This window comes from Rhodococcus sp. C-2 (assembly GCF_027854095.1).
Taxonomy (GTDB): domain Bacteria; phylum Actinomycetota; class Actinomycetes; order Mycobacteriales; family Mycobacteriaceae; genus Rhodococcus_F; species Rhodococcus_F qingshengii.
Genome location: NZ_JAQGFI010000001.1, coordinates 306158 through 323967 on the forward strand (window position 1 = coordinate 306158; position 17810 = coordinate 323967).

At 64.2% G+C, this 17810-nt stretch carries 19 protein-coding genes; 1 reads left to right on the forward strand and 18 read right to left on the reverse strand.

Annotated features, from left to right (window positions below; translation table 11 throughout):
- Positions 1-66: 66 nt before the first annotated feature.
- The 9 genes from PCS43_RS01235 to fmt form a co-directional block, all read right to left on the reverse strand.
- Entirely contained in the window at positions 67-540 is a 474-nt protein-coding gene (locus tag PCS43_RS01235; RefSeq protein ID WP_003944987.1) for a PH domain-containing protein, read from the reverse strand.
- Positions 537-1034 (reverse strand): 6,7-dimethyl-8-ribityllumazine synthase, encoded by a 498-nt coding sequence (ribH, locus tag PCS43_RS01240; RefSeq protein WP_003944999.1) that lies wholly within the window; start codon positions 1032-1034, stop codon positions 537-539. Before ribH ends, PCS43_RS01235 begins: the two co-directional genes overlap by 4 nt.
- Positions 1031-2305: a bifunctional 3,4-dihydroxy-2-butanone-4-phosphate synthase/GTP cyclohydrolase II gene (locus PCS43_RS01245; RefSeq protein ID WP_003944833.1), complete on the reverse strand. Its 1275-nt coding sequence runs from the start codon at positions 2303-2305 to the stop codon at positions 1031-1033. Before PCS43_RS01245 ends, ribH begins: the two co-directional genes overlap by 4 nt.
- A 110-nt stretch (positions 2306-2415) precedes the next feature.
- Positions 2416-3024 carry a riboflavin synthase gene (locus PCS43_RS01250; RefSeq protein WP_003944892.1) on the reverse strand — a complete coding sequence of 203 codons (609 nt, stop codon included), beginning with the start codon at positions 3022-3024 and terminating at the stop codon, positions 2416-2418.
- A gap of 5 nt (positions 3025-3029) precedes the next feature.
- Positions 3030-4082, reverse strand: coding sequence for a bifunctional diaminohydroxyphosphoribosylaminopyrimidine deaminase/5-amino-6-(5-phosphoribosylamino)uracil reductase RibD (gene ribD / locus PCS43_RS01255; RefSeq protein ID WP_003945026.1), 1053 nt, complete (start codon positions 4080-4082; stop codon positions 3030-3032).
- Positions 4083-4090: 8 nt separating this feature from the next.
- Positions 4091-4774: a ribulose-phosphate 3-epimerase gene (gene rpe, locus PCS43_RS01260; protein WP_030536417.1), complete on the reverse strand. Its 684-nt coding sequence runs from the start codon at positions 4772-4774 to the stop codon at positions 4091-4093.
- A 64-nt stretch (positions 4775-4838) separates the two neighbouring features.
- A complete protein-coding gene (locus tag PCS43_RS01265; protein ID WP_003944924.1) occupies positions 4839-5186 on the reverse strand; it encodes an MmcQ/YjbR family DNA-binding protein in 348 nt (115 codons plus the stop codon).
- A gap of 40 nt (positions 5187-5226) precedes the next feature.
- Positions 5227-6675 carry an RsmB/NOP family class I SAM-dependent RNA methyltransferase gene (locus tag PCS43_RS01270; protein WP_270922987.1) on the reverse strand — a complete coding sequence of 483 codons (1449 nt, stop codon included), beginning with the start codon at positions 6673-6675 and terminating at the stop codon, positions 5227-5229.
- Positions 6672-7595: a methionyl-tRNA formyltransferase gene (fmt, locus tag PCS43_RS01275; RefSeq protein WP_007727991.1), complete on the reverse strand. Its 924-nt coding sequence runs from the start codon at positions 7593-7595 to the stop codon at positions 6672-6674. The genes PCS43_RS01270 and fmt overlap by 4 nt, the downstream gene beginning before the upstream one ends.
- Before the next feature lie 288 nt (positions 7596-7883).
- On the opposite strand from fmt, the gene PCS43_RS01280 reads away from it, so the two are divergent.
- Positions 7884-8090, forward strand: coding sequence for a hypothetical protein (locus PCS43_RS01280; RefSeq protein ID WP_003944900.1), 207 nt, complete (start codon positions 7884-7886; stop codon positions 8088-8090).
- A gap of 72 nt (positions 8091-8162) precedes the next feature.
- Here the strand turns inward: PCS43_RS01280 and PCS43_RS01285 are convergent, their stop codons facing one another.
- The 9 genes from PCS43_RS01285 to PCS43_RS01325 all read right to left on the reverse strand — a co-directional run bounded on the left by PCS43_RS01285 (position 8163) and on the right by PCS43_RS01325 (position 17783).
- On the reverse strand, positions 8163-9182 hold the full coding sequence (locus PCS43_RS01285) for an esterase/lipase family protein (RefSeq protein WP_042445675.1): 1020 nt from the start codon (positions 9180-9182) through the stop codon (positions 8163-8165).
- 94 nt (positions 9183-9276) lie between these two features.
- The gene (locus tag PCS43_RS01290; RefSeq protein WP_370333985.1) at positions 9277-9945 is read right to left on the reverse strand and encodes a PadR family transcriptional regulator; all 669 of its coding nucleotides are present in this window, start codon (positions 9943-9945) and stop codon (positions 9277-9279) included.
- A gap of 172 nt (positions 9946-10117) precedes the next feature.
- Positions 10118-12136 carry a primosomal protein N' gene (locus PCS43_RS01295; protein ID WP_082239108.1) on the reverse strand — a complete coding sequence of 673 codons (2019 nt, stop codon included), beginning with the start codon at positions 12134-12136 and terminating at the stop codon, positions 10118-10120.
- A 25-nt stretch (positions 12137-12161) separates the two neighbouring features.
- Positions 12162-13376 (reverse strand): methionine adenosyltransferase, encoded by a 1215-nt coding sequence (gene metK / locus PCS43_RS01300; protein WP_209908611.1) that lies wholly within the window; start codon positions 13374-13376, stop codon positions 12162-12164.
- 188 nt (positions 13377-13564) lie between these two features.
- Complete coding sequence (gene coaBC, locus PCS43_RS01305; protein WP_003944888.1) at positions 13565-14863, reverse strand: bifunctional phosphopantothenoylcysteine decarboxylase/phosphopantothenate--cysteine ligase CoaBC; 1299 nt, start codon at positions 14861-14863, stop codon at positions 13565-13567.
- Complete coding sequence (rpoZ, locus tag PCS43_RS01310) at positions 14860-15159, reverse strand: DNA-directed RNA polymerase subunit omega (RefSeq protein ID WP_003944996.1); 300 nt, start codon at positions 15157-15159, stop codon at positions 14860-14862. Before rpoZ ends, coaBC begins: the two co-directional genes overlap by 4 nt.
- A gap of 98 nt (positions 15160-15257) precedes the next feature.
- Positions 15258-15857, reverse strand: coding sequence for a guanylate kinase (gene gmk, locus PCS43_RS01315; RefSeq protein ID WP_003944801.1), 600 nt, complete (start codon positions 15855-15857; stop codon positions 15258-15260).
- A gap of 36 nt (positions 15858-15893) precedes the next feature.
- The gene (gene mihF, locus PCS43_RS01320; RefSeq protein WP_003944825.1) at positions 15894-16214 is read right to left on the reverse strand and encodes an integration host factor, actinobacterial type; all 321 of its coding nucleotides are present in this window, start codon (positions 16212-16214) and stop codon (positions 15894-15896) included.
- 369 nt (positions 16215-16583) lie between these two features.
- A complete protein-coding gene (locus PCS43_RS01325; RefSeq protein WP_230793238.1) occupies positions 16584-17783 on the reverse strand; it encodes a glycosyltransferase 87 family protein in 1200 nt (399 codons plus the stop codon).
- Positions 17784-17810 lie beyond the last annotated feature (27 nt).

A 17810-nucleotide genomic window follows, 5' to 3' on the forward strand; every position in this document is an offset into this window, starting at 1 on the left:
GTTAGTCGCCGCCACCGACCGACTCGGAAACGCGCAGGATGCGGGCACCGAACCGGTCGGAAGACGTCAGTTGCTCTTGTGCGCGACCGGTGCGTAGCGGTCGGCCAGTTCGCGGAACTTACCGACCGTGTCGACGGCGTACTCGCGGTCGTTGGACTGGATCGCCATCACTGCCATGTACTCGTCGTCGGGCAATTCGATGCGTGCCCAGGCGGCACCGTCGGGGAACGAGAGTCCCTCGAACAGATCCCAGTCGACGATCTTCTCGCCCAGGATGTTTCGTACGGCAATACCCTGCTTGCCCACCTTGACCCGGGGCCGCGTCAACATCAGCACACCGAGAGCCAGAATGGTGCCGATGCCTGCCATCGCGATCTGGTCCGCGGCACGGAAGTACACGCCGGTGGACCCCTGGCGAAGCAGGAGTGCCAGTGTGACGTGAACGATCACCAGGAGGACAGCAACTCCGATCGCGTATCGCGTCGACTTACGCGGTGACGCAATCAGTTCCCAGTTCTCGTTGTCGCCGGGTGTACTCATCGAAACGAATCCTCGGTCCATGGTGCTCGGAGATGGCGCAGGGTCACTGCGGTGTCCAGTGCGGCGGCGCAGGCCTGTGCGCCCTTGTCCTCGACGCTACCCGGCAGACCCGAACGGTCAAGAGCCTGCTGCTCGGTGTCGGTGGTCAGGACACCGTTCCCCACGGGGGTGCTTTCGTCGAGCGAGACGCGTGTGAGGCCCGCAGTGACCGCGTCGCACACGTACTCGAAGTGCGGCGTGCCGCCGCGGATGACAACACCGAGAGCGACGACGGCGTCGTGCGTGCGCGCCAATGCCTGCGCAACGACCGGCAGTTCGATCGCGCCGGCGACACGGACCAGTGTCACGTCCTTGATCTGTGCCTCCTGCGCGACGCGCTGCGCGCCGGCGATCAGAGCCTCGGAGATCGTCGCGTGCCACTGCCCGGCAACGATCGCCAGCTTCAGATCCTTGGCCTCGGCGATCGCGAGCTGCGGCTGACCTTCCCCGCTCACAATGCGGTTCCCGGCTGTGCGGTGTTCTGGTTCGCCTCGTACTCGTCCAGTCCGATCAGATCGTGCCCCATCCGATCGCGCTTGGTGCGCAGGTAGGTGAGGTTCTCCGCATTCGCGCGCAACGGCATCGGAACACGATCGGTGATCTGCAGGCCGTAGCCGTCCAGACCCACACGCTTGGCCGGGTTGTTGGTCAGCAGACGCATCGACGAGATCCCCAGATCGACGAGGATCTGGGCACCGATGCCGTAGTCACGGGCGTCCGCCGGTAGGCCGAGTTCGAGATTGGCGTCGACGGTGTCGGAACCGGCGTCCTGGAGCTGGTAGGCCTGCAGCTTGTGCATGAGACCGATGCCACGACCCTCGTGCCCGCGCATGTACAGAACAACGCCGCGGCCCTCTTGGGCGACCATGTCCAGTGCGGCGTCGAGCTGCGGGCCGCAATCGCACCGCAGCGAACCGAAGACGTCGCCGGTGAGGCACTCGGAGTGAACGCGGACGAGCACGTCGCTACCGTCTCCGTCGGGGCCTGCGATGTCGCCACGCACCAGCGCAACGTGCTCGACCTCGTCGTAGATGCTCGTGTAGCCGACAGCGGTGAACTCACCGTGGCGGGTGGGGATGCGGGCCTCGGCGATGCGCAGCACGTGCTTCTCGTGCTTGCGACGCCACGCGATGAGGTCCGCGATCGAGATCAGAGCAAGGTTGTGTTCGTCGGCAAATACTCGCAGCTCGTCGGTCTGAGCCATCGCGCCTTCGTCCTTCTGGCTGACGATTTCGCAGATGACGCCGGCAGGACGCAGGTCCGCCATGCGGGCGAGGTCGACTGCAGCTTCCGTGTGGCCAGGACGACGCAGTACTCCGCCTTCCTTCGCGCGGAGCGGAACGACGTGACCGGGGCGAGTGAAATCGTTGGCACCGGATTCGGGGTTGGCGAGCAGACGCATCGTCGCAGCGCGGTCCGACGCCGAGATGCCGGTACCGATTCCCTCACGGGCGTCGACCGTGACGGTGTACGCCGTGCCGTGCTTGTCCTGGTTGGTGGCGTACATCGGGGGCAGGCCCAGCCGATCGCAATCGTCACCGTCGAGCGGCACGCACAGGTAGCCGGAGGTGTACCGGACCATGAACGCCACCAGTTCCGGGGTGGCTTTCTCGGCGGCGAAGATGAGGTCGCCCTCGTTCTCGCGATCCTCGTCGTCCACGACGACAACAGCTTTACCTGCAGCGATATCTGCTACTGCGCGCTCGATACTGTCGAACCTGGTCACGTGCTCGCACTCCAAAGTCTTGACTTTTCACATCATCGAATACAACAAGTGCATCCGACGGATGCACTGACAACCCTACGACCAATCGGACGGGTCCGATCAGCCTGGTCCTACCGACCGGCAGAGTGAAGCCGCTCGACGTACTTCGCGATCACGTCCACCTCGAGGTTGACCGGCGTACCGACCACAGCGGTTCCGAGCGTCGTCAACTCGAGCGTTGTCGGGATCAGCGAGATCTCGAAGTACTCGAACCCGCGGTCTCCGCCCAGCGCGGAAACCGTCAGCGAGACTCCGTCGACGGTGATCGAACCCTTCTCCACGACGTAACGGGAAATGGAGTCGGGCAGTGCGATCCGCACTACCTCCCAGTTCTCGGACGGCGAGCGGGAAATGACGTGGCCTGTTCCATCGACATGCCCTTGCACCAGGTGGCCGCCGAGTCGGCTGTTCAGCGCCGCGGCACGCTCGAGGTTGACGCGAGAGCCGACATCCAATTTCGCCAGGCTCGAGCGGTTCAGGGTTTCCTGCATGACATCTGCGGTGAACGAACCGTCGGCAAGCACGTCGACCACCGTCAGGCACACTCCGTTGACCGCGATCGAATCACCGTGGCCGGCGTCGGAGGTGACCAGTGGCCCGCGCACCGTGAAACGTGCAGCATCGACCAGTTCTTCCTTGGCGACGATTTCGCCGAGTTCTTCCACAATTCCTGTGAACACGCGCCCTACTCCTCGTTCCCCGGAGCAGAACTCTCCGGAACCAGACTCAACAAAATATCGGGGCCGATCGTTACCGCAGACTCCAAACGGAATCGGTGGGCGTCGGTGATGGTGTGCACTCCGGCATCGACGAGTGCGGAGGCGCCCGCGCCGAGCAGGATCGGAGCGATGTATGCCTCTATGACGTCGACATATCCGGCGGCAAGGAATGCTCCGGCTAGACGGGGCCCACCCTCGAGAAGTACGTCCGTGTACTCCCCCAACGCCTCGACTACTTCGTCGACGTTGTCGGTGTTGAGCACCAGAGTCGGTGCGGTGTCGTCGAGAATGCTTGCCGTCGAGGGTATTTCGCGCTTTCCGACGACGACACGAACGGGCTGGTGCGCCGCGAGCTCACCGGTGGGCTGACGTGCGGTCAGCCACGGATCGTCGGCGAACACGGTGCCGGTACCGACCACGATCGCATCGATCTGCGCTCGCTGCGCATGCACGCGCGCCCTCGCCTGCGGACCGGTGATCCACTGACTCGTTCCGTCCTCGGCGGCGCTGCGTCCGTCCAGACTGGCCGCGTACTTCCACGTGATGTGCGGGCGACCGGTGCGCTGTTTGTGCAGCCAGGCCCGCAGTGGACCAGCTTCCACCTCGGGTGCTCGCAGTCCGGCCGTGACGCTGATTCCAGCGCGCATGAGGGTCGCTGCGCCGCCGGAAGCCTCGGGATTGGGATCACCGACGGCGTAGACAACCGCCGAGACTCCGGCGTCGATCAATGCCTGCGAGCAAGGGCCGGTTCGTCCCTGGTGATTGCACGGTTCCAGTGTCACCACGGCCGTACCGCCACGTGCCGCATCGCCGGCCTCGTCGAGAGCCACGACCTCCGCGTGCGGTCCACCGGGCGGTTGCGTCATACCGACGCCCGCGATGGTTCCGTCGGCAGCGAGGATGACCGCGCCGACCGGTGGGTTGGGGCTGGTGAATCCGCGCGCGGAATCAGCTGCGGCCAGCGCGATCTGCATCGCGGCGTCGAGATCAGCCGTCGACGCCTGTCCACCCTTTGCCATCGAGCGGCTCAGACCGACAGCGTCAGGTGCGGCGACGCCGAGGCGGCCTGCGCGCGCAGCTTGCGCACCGCCTCACCGGGATCACTCGCTCCGTACACCGCCGAACCGGCGACGAAGCAGTCGATCCCTGCTTCAGCGGCCTGCTCGATCGTGGAAGCGTTGATGCCGCCGTCGATTTCGACAAGGAGCGTCAGCTCACCCGAGTCGACGAGCTTTCGAACTGCGCGTGCCTTGTCGAGCACCTGAGGCATGAAGGACTGACCACCGAATCCGGGTTCGACGCTCATGATCAAGAGGGTGTCGAAGTCCTCGAGGATTTCCAGGTAGTCGTCGATCGGGGTTCCAGGCTTGATGCTCAGCCCCGCCTTGGCACCAGCTGCACGAATATCGCGGGCAACCGAACGCGGATCGTCGGTGGCCTCGGCGTGAAACGTGACGTTGTACGCACCGGCCTCGGCGTACGGCGGCGCCCAGCGCTCCGGATTCTCGATCATGAGATGGCAGTCGAGCGGAATATCCGTCGCCTTCAGCAGACTCTCGACCACCGGCAGACCCAGCGTGAGATTGGGAACGAAATGCGCGTCCATCACGTCGACGTGAAGCCAGTCGGAGCCGGACACGGCAGTCGCTTCATCAGCGAGTCGAGCAAAATCTGCGGACAGAATGGACGGTGCAATCATCGGGGAAGCCACGACGCCGAGTTTAGCTGTGTCTCATTGCCGACCGTGCATGCACATCGGAGCCGGTGAAATCCGATCAGTTCTTGACGACGGTGTGGAGCTTTCGCACCTTGGCCGGTGCCTTGATCCGCCACGCGTCTTCGAGCATCTCACCCAACTGCACCTCGTCGATCAGTTCGAGGTGCACGAGGATCGAGCCGTGCCCGTGATAGTGATCGGTGGTGAAGAAAGCCGCCTCGCCACTGGCGAGTAGCGCCTCCTTCTCGTCCAGACCGCACATCACGACCAAAGCGCCCTCCGCTTCGGTGCGGAGCCGTGCAAAAGTTTTACCTGCCACCTTGAGTGCCGGGGTGTTGTACGAGGTCGACTCTTCCACGGAGGGAAGAGCCGAACCCAGTACTACAACCTGTTCCCACGTAACCATGTAGGCACCATACGACTACCGATGCCCAGAAGTCATCCGATCAGGCCAGCGGCTTGCGCAAAGCGGCCATGAACATAGCGTCCGTGCCGTGTCGATGCGGCCACAACTGAACCGACGATCCGTCTCCGACGTCCGGGACACCTGGCACCAATGCCTTGGTGTCGAGTTCCACGACGCCATGACGCCGCACCGCATCGGCGACCACAGCCAGCGTTTCCGACAAGTGCGGCGAGCACGTGGAGTACAGCACCACTCCGCCGGGGCGAACCAGTTCGATTGCGGCAGCAAGCAATTCACGCTGCAACTTCACGAGCGGGGCCACATCGGACGGCTGCCGACGCCAACGTGCCTCCGGGCGCCGACGCAGCGCACCCAACCCGGTGCAGGGAGCGTCGACGAGGATGCGGTCGTATCCGGGTTCGAGCCCGGATTCGCGGCCGTCCGCCACGTGTACGTCCACGGGAAGCTCGCGAGTGGTCTTGCGAATCAACTCGGCACGGTGTTCGACGGGCTCGACGGCGTCGAGTCGCCCGCCTTCGATACCGGCGAGAGCGCCGAGAAGCGCTGCCTTACCGCCCGGACCTGCGCAGAGATCGAGCCAGCGTCCGGAGTCTTCACCTTCGAGAGGAGCAATGCTGAGGGCGCGGGCCACCAGCTGACTGCCCTCGTCCTGCACGCCCGCCAAGCCTTGGCGGACCGCCTCGAGTTGTCCGGCGTCACCGCCGTCGAGATGCACGGCGTACGGCGAGTACGGCCCGATCTCGCCGCCGGTCACCAGTGCTAGCTCCTCGGCGGAGATCTCGCCGGGGCGGGCGACGAGGTGTACGGCAGGGCGGGCGTCGTCGGCGATCAGGACGTCTTCGAGTTCACCGGCAGCAGCGCCGAGCGAGTCGGCAAATACCTGCGCGATCCACAGGGGGTGAGCGTGCTCGAAGGCGAGCCGGCCGACCGGGTCCTTCGGGGCCAGCAGCTCGACCCACTCCTCCTGGGTGCGTTCGGAAACACGGCGCAGGACCGCATTGACGAATCCTGCTCGGCCCTGGCCGTTTTCGGCGCGGACCAGATCGACCGAGGTTGCGACGGCAGCGTGCGGTGCGACACGAGTGCGCAGCAATTGGTACGAGCCGAGTCGGAGAACATCGAGCAGAGTTCCGTCGATCTCTTCGATCGGCCGACCCGCTGCATGGGCGATCACCGCATCCAGCAGTCCCTGAGCACGTGCCGCGCCGTACGCCAGTTCGGTTGCCAGCGCCGCATCGCGTGCGTCGAGTTTGCGGTCACGCAGGAGCCCTGGCAGAACCAGGTTCGCGTACGCGTCACGCTCACGGACCGCGCGCAGGACGTCACGCGCCGCCAGACGCGGTTGATCGAGCCCGGCGGTTGCCGGATCAGGCCGCTTGGCCTGCTTCGGCTTGGTGTTCTTGCCGCCGCCGCCGTTCTTGGCTCCGGGACCCTGTGTCCGCCGTGCCGGTCGTCGTGATTCGGTCACTGTGCTCGTACCTCCGCGTCGAGTCGGGCACCGCGTGCCCAGTCCCCTGCCGACATCAATTTCTTGCCCGGGGGCTGAATCTGCCCGAGTCGCACCGCGGTGGTCGCGGTACCGATGTACAGACCATCCTTGCGTACCGAGATCTCACCGACTGCCAGGGTCTCGTCCGTGACGGTGATCGGGCCGACCTTGACTCGAAGATCACCGATCATCGTCCATGCCCCGGGTGCGGGTGTGACGGCTCGGATATGCCGGTCCACTGTGCGAGCGGGCAGTTCCCACCGCACGCGGGCCGCGTCCACCGTCACCTTGGGGGCATACGAGACGCCGTCGGCAGACTGCGGAACCGCGTTGATCTCGCCGGCCTCGAGTCCGTCGAGTACCGATTCGAGGAGGGCAGCGCCGTTTTCCGCGAGACGTCCGAGCAGGTCGCCCGCCGTATCGGTGTCGCGAATCCGCTCGGTCATCACTCCGTACACGGGGCCGGTATCCATCCCGGCTTCCAAACGGAACGCGCTGGCGCCCGTCACCTCGTCACCGGCACTGATCGCGGCCTGCACCGGCGCGGCGCCGCGCCACGCGGGAAGCAACGAGAAATGCAGATTGACCCAACCGTATTTCGGAATGTCAAGGACGTTCTGTGGCAACAGGTTTCCGTAGGCGACGACGGGTGCACAGTCCGGTTCGAGGCGGGCGAGTTCGGCCGCGAAGTCGGGATCGGACGCCTTGGCCGGCGTCAGCACCGGGATGCCGTGCTCGTCGGCAAGCAGACCGATCGGCGATCGGGTGACTTTTCGACCGCGGCCCGCCACAGCGTCCGGACGCGTGACGACGGCTACCACTTCGTGGTTGGCGGATTCGATGAGCCGACGCAGTGAAGGAACCGCGGGTTCGGGTGTTCCGGCGAACACGACGCGCATGTCAGCTATCCCGTTTCGTTGGGCTCTTCGGACTCTGATCAGCCGATCGGCCTGTCGAACGCGGTGGACTGCAACTCACGAAAATGCTCCCGGATGTGTCGGTGGGTGGAACTGTCAGTCTAAGGACTGCGAGAGCTACGACCTACCTCGCGCCGCACCGAACCACTTTCTCAGCAATTTCTTTGATCAGAACCCTGCACATTCACCGGTCCTCGGTATTGACTGTTTCTGTCGTCGCCACTCGGCGGAGGCTGATACGGGATACACCGATCACACGGAGGAACTTAGATGGCAGGCATCGACAGTAAGTTCGACAAGGCCTACGCAGGAAAGTCCGTCGAAGAATTGGCGGACGCCCCGGTCGCGGCACTCAACGGCGTAAGCGATTCGGACGCAGAACATTTGAAGGCAGCGTTCAACATCAAGACCGTCCGCGACCTCGGAACGAACAAGTTCTTCCTGTGGGCGCAGGCCACTGCCAAGCTCGCCGAGTAAACATCCCGACCCACGTGATCTCGGTGCTCACGAGTTAGCAGCTCACGAAGTTGCAGCTCACGAAGTTGCAGCTCACGAATTTGCGTCGATGACCACTTGCGGAATATCCGTGCCGAGCGGCACCACGCTGCACGAAGCGTGCCGCTCGGCATCGGGGTCGAGGACCGTCCGGATGACGTCGATCACGTATGGGTCGTACGGCATGCGGAAGTGGCCGGTCAGGTTAGACGGGCACAGATCCTGGAGGACGATGTTTTCTGCGCCGGCACCGCGGAGCGCGATGTTCGAGGACGGCTGGATCATCTCGTCGACAGTGGACCCGATGGTCGTGTAGCGCACTCCGGGTACGGTGTCACCGCCGGCGTTGAGGGTGTTCAACATATCCGACCCTTGCATCTGCTCGCGGACAGCTCGCGAAAAGACGTCTTCGACAAAGTCTTCTCCGCCGGGGATCGCACGGACAATGGGAACCAACCCGAACATCACCCCACCGTAGGTCGGCGAAGCCAAACCGACCCAATGATCGACGTAGGCGTCGCCGCCCATCTTGTTGACGTAGTACCGCGTCACCGTCGCGCCTTGGGAATAGCCGATCACGTCGACCTTGTCCGCTCCGGTCGCGGTCAGCACCTGATCGACGAAAGAACCGAACGCGGTGGCACTACCGACTATGTCGCCGACGCCGTAGGTCTCGTGTGCGACGTCCCCGTCTTCTTCTTTGATCGCACCGCCGTAATTGAGAGCGAAGACGCAGTAGCCGTCAGCTGCCAGTGCCGGCGACAGGGCCGCCCAATCCGCGTACGCCTCGGTGTCGGTTCCGTGGGCGAGTACAACCGGTCGGGGATGCGTGGCGGAAGGCTCACAACCGAAATCGTTCGACCCGGCAGGTGCGGATCCTGGATGAGCATGAGCGAATGCGGTGGCTACCGAACGCGACACCTGGCCTGGGCCGATAACGAGGGGAACATCCATCGCGTCGGCACTCGCAGACGGGAGCGTCGGTGCTGCAGCCGATATCGCCGGCGGTGCTCCGATCAGCAGCGCCACTGCTACCGAAAATGTCAGTCCCACAGACCGTTTGACGCCAGACATTGTTCCTGCTCCTGCTCTGATCCTACGAGGGAGCTGACCGTAACACCAGAAACTTCGAGGCGCATACCCTACCGAACAGTAGGTATCCGACGTCTCAATTGCCGCCTTCATCGGAGTCATCACCGGCAAGCACTCGGTAGAGCGATTTGCGCGCCTCGACAAGCACGTCGGCTGCGGCCTTGACCTGCGCTGGTGTGCCTACAGCAGCCACTTGACCGGCCGCGCCCATCAGCTGGCCGATCAGTTCTCGAAGGTCCTGCTCCGGCTCCCCTACGCTGAGACGAACGTCATCCCACGGCGCCCCGAGATCGGCGCGATGTTCCTCGACGTACGCGACGCCTTCTTCTGTCAGCTTGGCGGTTTTGCGGCCGGCAACCTTTTCGATGATCACCAGTCCTTCGTCCTCGAGTTGGGACAGCGCGGGATAAATGGAGCCCGGACTCGGCTTCCAGACGCCGCCGCTGCGCTCGACGATCTGCTGAATCAATTCGTAGCCGTGCATCGGCTCTTCCGCGATCAACAGCAGAATCGCAGCGCGCACATCTCCTCGACGACCTCGTCCGCCACGTCCTCGCCCGCGACCGAACTGAGCGCCCGGACCGAAGCCGGGGCCGGGTCCGCCGTCTGGACCGAAACGCCCCCGCCGATGGCCTCTGCGTGGCATGTCACCGAAGCCCGGCCGCTCGTGCGGTCGACCGCGTCGTCCACCGTCTCGATCGCCGGGACCATCGCCCGACGCGCCGTCGTCCGTCGGCACCCACATCACAAATGGTGGCCGTTGCTCACGGCCGAAACCGCCGAAGAAACCGCGCCGGCCGAACATCCCCTCGTTCGGGAAACTTGCATCCATCGTCGAACCTCCATCACTATCGTTGATAGTTCGACGATATATCGTCATATCGGGTAGCGCAAGGATTCCTCCGACAACTCGAAAATCAGCCGATGCGGCGTGGGTCGATCTGAATGCGGACCGGACCCGAAGACTTCCGCGCACTGCGCGCGGCCCTCGCATGTGCCAGAGCGTCCGCAAGGCCGCGACCGTCCTTGCGTGGAACGCGGACCAGCATTCGCTCCGGCGCGACACCGCTCTCGTCCTCACCCGAATACGGAAGCCTCTCCCCCGCAGGCAGTTCCACTGGTCCGAGCAGTACAGCACTTGCCGGCAGATCAGCCGAGTCCACCAACTCCGCAATTGCTGCGGATCCACCGTCGATCGCAGCCATGTGAACGGCCGGAGGAAAGCCGACCTCGTCTCGCTCCTCGAATTGAGACTGTGCGTGCCCCACTGGATCCCATCGGACCAACGCCTGCACCGTCGGGATACCCGAGTCTGCGACAACCACAACTTCACCGCCTTCGGACAGCGGAATCACCATGGCAGCAGCCGACATCCAGCGTCTGAGTGTTTCCTCGGCGGCGCGAAGATCGGGCCGGCCGAGCAGTGCCCAACCGTCGAGCAAGAGCGCGGCGCCGTAGCCGCCGGTCATCACCGGCTCCGCACCCACTGTCGAGACCACCAACGCGGGCCCGTGTGGCAGTTCCTTGACCACATCACTGCCCCCGGACAGAACAACTTTCACACCGGGAAACGCCCGCCCGAGTTCTTCGGCGGTCCGGCCGGCACCGACCACCACCGCGCGCAACGCTTTCGCCCCGCACGCGTGACATCGGTAGGCGGCATCGGCAACCCCGCACCAGCGGCACGCCGGTGTCCCGGCGCCGTCGGGACCTGCCGCAGCGGGAAGAGCCAGTGGGCCGTTGCACCGACGGCACCGTGCCGGGGCACGGCACTTTCCGCAGGCCAGGGTCGGTACGTACCCCCGCCGAGGCACCTGCACCAGGACTCCGTTGCCCTCACCCAGAGCGCGCCGGGCGGCCGCGAATGCAATAGCGGGCAAACGAGCCGCTCTGGCTCCCGGATCGCGGGCCAAGGCTTGATCGCTGTCGGCAAGCGCGGTGATCTTGGGTGCGTGGGCACGAACGACGTCCCGCGTAGCGACCAGATCGTGCGCCCATCCCGAGTCGACGAGTACCTGCGCTTCTGCCGTACGGGAGAACCCACCGATCACGACGGCGCACCCGGCGACGTAGCCACGCAGGACGGCAACTTCGCGGGCATGTGGATACGGCGACCGCGGCTCGGACAAGTTGTCGTCGCCGTCGTCCCAGACGACGACAAGACCGGTCTCGGCCGTCGGCGCAAAAACAGCACTCCGCGTGCCGACGACGATCCGGGCGGTCCCGCGCAGTGCAGCGAGCCACCTTCGGTATCGCATGGCCGGCCCCAGGCCCGCGGACAGACCTACCACCGCATCCGCTCCGGAGAGTTCGGTACAAGCGGCGACGACGCGGTCCAGGTCGCGTTGATCGGGCACAACCAGGATCGCGGATTTACCACTTGCCGCTACGGCCCCGGCCAGTTCGGCCAGGCGCAGTGGCCAGTTTTCACCAGGCAACGCCTGCCAGACCGCACGTGGGCTTTTCGACTCGCGAATGGCGGACAGGAAGGCGTCACCGAATCTGTAGAGATGCCAACCATTTTCGATCGGTTCAGGAGCGGACGGCGGCTCGGCGGGCCCCCACGGTTCCGCCTCGACCTTCGCGTGCCGCGGCGGTACCGCCAAACGGAGAACATCGGCACGGGTTCCGGCATAACGCTCCGCCACACGATCGACGACTTGCGCGATTTCGGCCGTCAGGACCCGCTCGGACGAGATGACGCGTTCGAGCCAGCCGAACTTCCCCTGATGGTCACTGGTCGCCTCGCGCGAGACGATGAAACCGTCCACCAGACGACCAGCGAAGCGGATGCGCACCCGGACTCCGGGCTGCGCATCCGCTTCGAGTTCACGAGGAACGAGGTAGTCGAATTCACGGTCGAGGTGAGCGAGCGGGAGCATCGGCAGCACCCGGGCGACCGGATCGACTTCTGCCGCTACTCTTTCCGCGCCCACCCGCGCCCCGTCTGTACGTCAGTGATCAGAGACCAGCTGCGCTACGCAGCTTGTCGGCGCGATCGGTGCTCTCCCACGGGAGGTCGATATCGGTGCGACCGAAGTGACCGTATGCCGCCGTCTGCGCGTAGATCGGGCGCAGCAGGTCGAGGTCGCGGATGATCGCTCCCGGACGCAGGTCGAAGATCTCGGTGATCGCCTTCTGGATCCGTGCCGGATCGGTCTTCTCGGTGCCGAAGGTTTCGACGAAGAGTCCGACCGGAGCTGCCTTGCCGATGGCGTAGGCGACCTGAACCTCGATGCGGTCGGCCAGACCTGCGGCAACAGCGTTCTTGGCCACCCAGCGCATGGCGTAGGCAGCGCTGCGGTCGACCTTTGACGGGTCCTTGCCGGAGAACGCGCCGCCACCGTGGCGAGCCATTCCGCCGTAGGTGTCGACGATGATCTTGCGCCCGGTCAAACCGGCGTCACCCATCGGGCCACCGAGGACGAACTTGCCCGTCGGGTTCACCAGCAGACGAACATCGGAGGTGTCGAGATCGGTGAGGTTGACGTCGGTCAGCACCGAGAGAAGCACCTTCTCACGAAGATCGGGCGTCAACAGGTTGTCGAGGTCGATGTCAGCGGCATGCTGGGTGGAGATGACCACGGTGTCGAGACGGACAGCCTTGTCACCGTCGTACTCGATGGTGACCTGGGTCTTGCCGTCCGGGCGCAGGTACGGCAGCACGCCGGACTTACGGACCTCGGTCAACCGGCGAGAGAGACGATGAGCCAGCGCGATGGGCAGCGGCATCAGTTCCGGCGTGTCGGTGGTGGCGTAGCCGAACATCAGGCCCTGGTCGCCCGCACCCTGACGGTCGATCTCGTCGTCGCTGATTCCGTCGACGCGAGCCTCGTGCGAGTGATCGACACCCTGCGCGATCTCGGGCGACTGGGCGCCGATCGCGACGTTGACGCCGCACGAATTTCCGTCGAAGCCCTTTGCGGAGCTGTCGTAGCCGATTTCGAGGACTGTGTCGCGCACGATCTTCGGAATGTCCGCGTACGCAGTGGTCGTGACCTCACCGGCTACGTGAACCTGGCCGGTGGTGACCAGTGTCTCGACGGCCACGCGGGCGCGCGGGTCCTGGGTGAGCAGCGCGTCGAGGATCGAGTCGCTGATCGCGTCACAGATCTTGTCCGGGTGCCCCTCGGTGACGGACTCGCTGGTGAATAGCCGACTGCCGGACTTGCTCACAGATCTCCCTCTCGACGACTGAGTTCTTGACTACAGCTTATTGAAGTATCCGAATCACCGTTCGGTGACCGTTTTGTCATGCTTTGTTAGCTGGGGGCTGAGCCGACGATAACGGTTGGACCGCCTGCGCAACACCCTTGTACTCACCCGATTATCGTGGGGTAACTCTCACCACCGGGCGCGTGTCGCTACTCGGGAAAGAGCTTGACCAGGGCGTCGAGTACTCGACTGGCCATCAAAGCCTTGGATCCGTGTTCGAGAGCGGACTCCGAGCCGTCGGAACCGAGCAACCAACCGTCGTTGTGATCGACCTCGAACGCCTTGCCCTCGCCGACCGCATTGACCACGAGGAGATCGCAACCTTTGCGGGCAAGCTTGGAGCGGGCATAGGTGAGAACGTCACCATGGGCGTCACCGGTCTCAGCGGCGAATCCGACGATCACCGTTCGAGCATCCAAGTCGCCGTCACGACGCGCTTCGACGAGACCGGCGAGGATGTCGGCATTTCTGGTGAGGCTGATCGAGTCGGGTTCGTTTGCGCCCTTCTTGATCTTGCTGCCTTCGACGGTGGTGGGGCGGAAGTCCGCGACAGCCGCAGCCATGACGACTCCGTCGTGTCCCGGTGCGTGCTTTTCCACTGCCAACCGGAGATCTTCGGCCGTCTTGATGTGCACGACGTCGACAGCGGCGGGGTCGGCGAGATCAGCCGTGTACCCGGCGATCAGTGTCACGTGCGCGCCGCGTTGCGCGGCAAGACGGGCGAGCGCGTAGCCCTGCTTGCCCGAGCTGCGATTACCGAGAAATCGCACGGGATCGAGCGGCTCGCGAGTACCGCCGGCGGTGACCAGAATGCGGCGACCCTCCAGGTCGCGCGGCAACGCGTCCGAGCGCTCGAGGAGCAACGATGCCAACCCGACGATCTCGTCGGGTTCGGGAAGTCGACCGGCTCCGGTGTCTTTCCCGGTCAAACGCCCGGAGGCAGGTTCGATCACGTGGACGCCGCGCGAACGCAGTGTCGCCACGTTCGAGACCGTTGCGGGGTGCTCCCACATCTCGGTGTGCATTGCTGGGGCGAAGACGACCGGACAGCGCGCGGTCAACAAAGTGGCCGTCAACAGGTCGTCTGCGCGACCCATGACCGCTCGCGCCATCAGATCAGCGGTTGCCGGCGCGATGACGACCAGATCGGCTTCCTGTCCGAGACGGACATGCGGAACCTGCGGGACGTCGTTGAAGACGCCGGTGTGAACCGGGTTGCCGGAGAGTGCTTCGAACGTCGCGCGCCCGACGAACTCCAGAGCGGATTCGGTCGGAATCACGCGGACGTGATGACCGCTCTCGGTGAAGCTGCGGATTATCGAGCACGCCTTGTACGCGGCGATACCCCCACCGACACCGACGACAATGCGCTTACGTATCGATGTGGGCGCGTCGGATACTCCCCCGACACCCGAACGAGGTTCGGGTGCGGCAGATGTGGTGCTCACTCGCCTTCGGTGTGCTCGAGGAGATCAGCGTGGATTTCACGCAACGCGATGGACAGCGGCTTTTCCTGCAGACCGGGCTCGACCAGAGGTCCGACGTATTCGAGGATGCCGTCACCGAGCTGGTTGTAGTAGTCGTTGATCTGGCGCGCGCGCTTGGCCGAGTAGATGACCAGGGCGTACTTGGAAGAGGTGCGTTCGAGCAACTCGTCGATCGGCGGGTTGGTGATGCCGAGCGGGGTGTCGTAGGCAGGCAGAGCGCCCTGACCTGCTGCGGACGCGGCTGAAGTGCTGCTCACTCTTGTGTCTCCTGAATTAGATCTTCATTGAAGAACTAGTTTTATCGATCCGGATATCTGAGAAACGGGGTGGAAATCGGTTCCCGAAGGGTGCGGAATCAGTTCCCAACCAACAAGGATACCAACTCATCGCAAGCACGGCTTACATCCTCGTTCACGATGACCGTGTCGAACTCGTCCTGTGCGGCCAATTCCACTCGGGCCGTCTCGAGTCGGCGCGCCACGACGTCTTCCGTTTCGGTTCCACGTCCGGTCAGCCGTTGCACCAGAACGTCCCAGCTCGGTGGAGCCATGAACACCAACAGAGCCTCGGGCATCGCCTTGCGGACAGCTCGTGCTCCGGCGAGATCGACCTCGACGAGAACGGGCTTTCCAGCTTCGAGCGCTTCTTCGACCGGAGCTGCGGGGGTGCCGGAGCGCTGCAGGCCGCCGTGGATTTCCGCCCATTCGAGAAGTTCACCGGAGTCGATCATCCGTTGAAATTCTTCACGGGAGGTGAATCGGTAGTCCTTGCCGTCCACTTCACCTGGACGGGGATCGCGAGTGGTCGCCGAAACACTGAAAACGAGTTCAGGCAACCGAGTTCTCAGCTCGCGAACGACGCTGGACTTACCGACAGCCGAAGGGCCGGCCAGTACAACCAGCCGACCCCTCCGCACTGCGGTCTTGCTCTCTGACACTGTTGCGTCAGCAATCATCAGACACTGCCGCGTCAGCAATCATCACTTGTCGGCTCAGGCCTCGAAGTCGAACTTGGTGAGCAGAGCCTTGCGCTGCCGATCACCGAGGCCACGAAGGCGACGGGTCGGTGCAATCTCCAGCTCGGTCATGATCTCCTGAGCCTTGACCTTGCCCACCTTGGGCAGCGCCTCGAGCAGTGCCGAAACCTTCATCTTGCCCAAGATTTCGTTGTCTTCGGCGTCCTTGAGGACCTGCTTGAGGTCGGTGCCGCCACGCTTCAGGCGCTCCTTGAGCTCAGCCCTGGCCTTGCGGGCAGCAGCTGCCTTCTCCAAAGCAGCAGCGCGCTGCTCATCAGTCAACTGGGGAAGGGCCACGGTTCCTCCGTCTCGTCGTGTGCAAATTTTGTCTATTCCGCTGATAACCAGCAGCGATAGCGACCGTACTCACGCCTGGCGCGAATTGCTAACCCACCCCCCGCGGTCCGATGCAGATCGCGGTGGGTTATGCGCGTCGAATCGATGTCACGGATCGTCACCGTTTTCGGCTGGATCGAGACGAATTCGACGCCACACGAACGTGCGTACAGTACCGAAATAGACTGTAACACAATGTATTTCGACCCATAGCGTGCGACACCCCCGTGCGAGTGTGCGAAATCGTTACCTGCGGGAATGAACGTGGTCGCCGACACATCCAAAATTTTCGAGCATTTTCGACGCCTATGCGCGTGTCGCGGCCCGTTTTCAGGTCTGCAGCGACGATTTCGGATCGCCGGCGTCGACCGTCTCGGGTTCGATGCGACTCACGCCGGGGGCGGCCAGAGCGAGCACTACCGCGAGGCTCGCCCAGAGCAATGAATTCTCCAGCACGAAGCCGACTACCGGGATATCCATGTCCGCGCCGACTCGAGGAAGCCGAAACAGCACTACGACAGCGGTGAGACCGATCGCGATCCAGGACCACACAGGGACCGATCGAGTGCCCTCCCCCACGCCAGACTTGATCGGAACGAGGAGTACACCGACCGCCGGCACCAACCACACGAAGTGGTGCGTCCAGGCAATGGGAGTCACGATTGCCGCCAGCAGAGCCACCACCGTGAAACCGGCGAGATGGCCCCGCAGGCGCTGAGCGCGCCGCGTCGCGACAATTCCGAGGACACCCAACACCGCACAGGCGACGAGCCATGCCGGACCCACCAGGCCCTCGGGAAGTAGCCGCAAGGCCATTCCACGCACGGACTGGTTACCGAACACGGACGGGTCACCGACGGCGACGCGCCCCGAGAGTGAGGCGATGTCGCCGAAGTAGTCGATCGTCTGGCGCGGGAGAACCGCAAAGCCCAGAGCCGTGGCGCCGAGGAAGCCGGCGAGGCCGCCCGCAACTGCTTTCCAGCGCCCGGTGATCACGTAGTAACCGATGTAGACGAGTGGCACCAGTTTGACCGCGCCGGCGATCCCCACCAGCACACCCTCGGGAATCCACCGTGGTCGAGCCAGCACGTCGATCAAGCACAGGAGAGTCAGAAACAACCCGACCTGGCCGTACCCGAGGTGATCGGAGATCGGCGATGCCGCCGTCCACAGGACCAGGAAACCCACGTAGACGACGACTGGCCGCTTACGTGTGAACGGGACTTCGCGATAGCTGAGCACGATGATCGCGGCCAGCATCAGGAGGCTGACGAAACTCCATCCCCACTGGACCGCACCCCAGGAACCCAGGGCGACTGGAACGGCGACGAGCGCAGCGAAGGGCGGATACGTGAACGGCAGTCTCGCGTTGAACGACTCGTCGTACAGGTTCGAGCCGTCGAGGACGGCCTGACCCGCCGTCCGGTACACGGCGAGATCGTCGCCGTGTACGCCGGTGACGGATTGGAACCCGGTGGCCAGCAGCGCGCACGCCGCGACGAGAAGTCCGATCTGCCACCAACGATTCACCGACGGACGGTACCACCGGGTTCCACC

What these genes read in the sequence shown, in the direction of transcription:
- PCS43_RS01265 (WP_003944924.1), bottom strand. Translation starts at nt 5,186, where the DNA reads ATGGTTACGTGGGAACAGGTTGTAGTACTGGGTTCGGCTCTTCCCTCC.
- PCS43_RS01285 (WP_042445675.1), bottom strand. Translation starts at nt 9,182, where the DNA reads ATGTCTGGCGTCAAACGGTCTGTGGGACTGACATTTTCGGTAGCAGTG.
- PCS43_RS01280 (WP_003944900.1), top strand. Translation starts at nt 7,884, where the DNA reads ATGGCAGGCATCGACAGTAAGTTCGACAAGGCCTACGCAGGAAAGTCC.
- fmt (WP_007727991.1), bottom strand. Translation starts at nt 7,595, where the DNA reads ATGCGCGTCGTGTTCGCCGGAACACCCGAACCCGCGGTTCCTTCACTG.
- ribD (WP_003945026.1), bottom strand. Translation starts at nt 4,082, where the DNA reads ATGGCAAAGGGTGGACAGGCGTCGACGGCTGATCTCGACGCCGCGATG.
- gmk (WP_003944801.1), bottom strand. Translation starts at nt 15,857, where the DNA reads ATGATTGCTGACGCAACAGTGTCAGAGAGCAAGACCGCAGTGCGGAGG.
- PCS43_RS01235 (WP_003944987.1), bottom strand. Translation starts at nt 540, where the DNA reads ATGAGTACACCCGGCGACAACGAGAACTGGGAACTGATTGCGTCACCG.
- PCS43_RS01290 (WP_370333985.1), bottom strand. Translation starts at nt 9,945, where the DNA reads ATGTGGGTGCCGACGGACGACGGCGCGTCGGGCGATGGTCCCGGCGAT.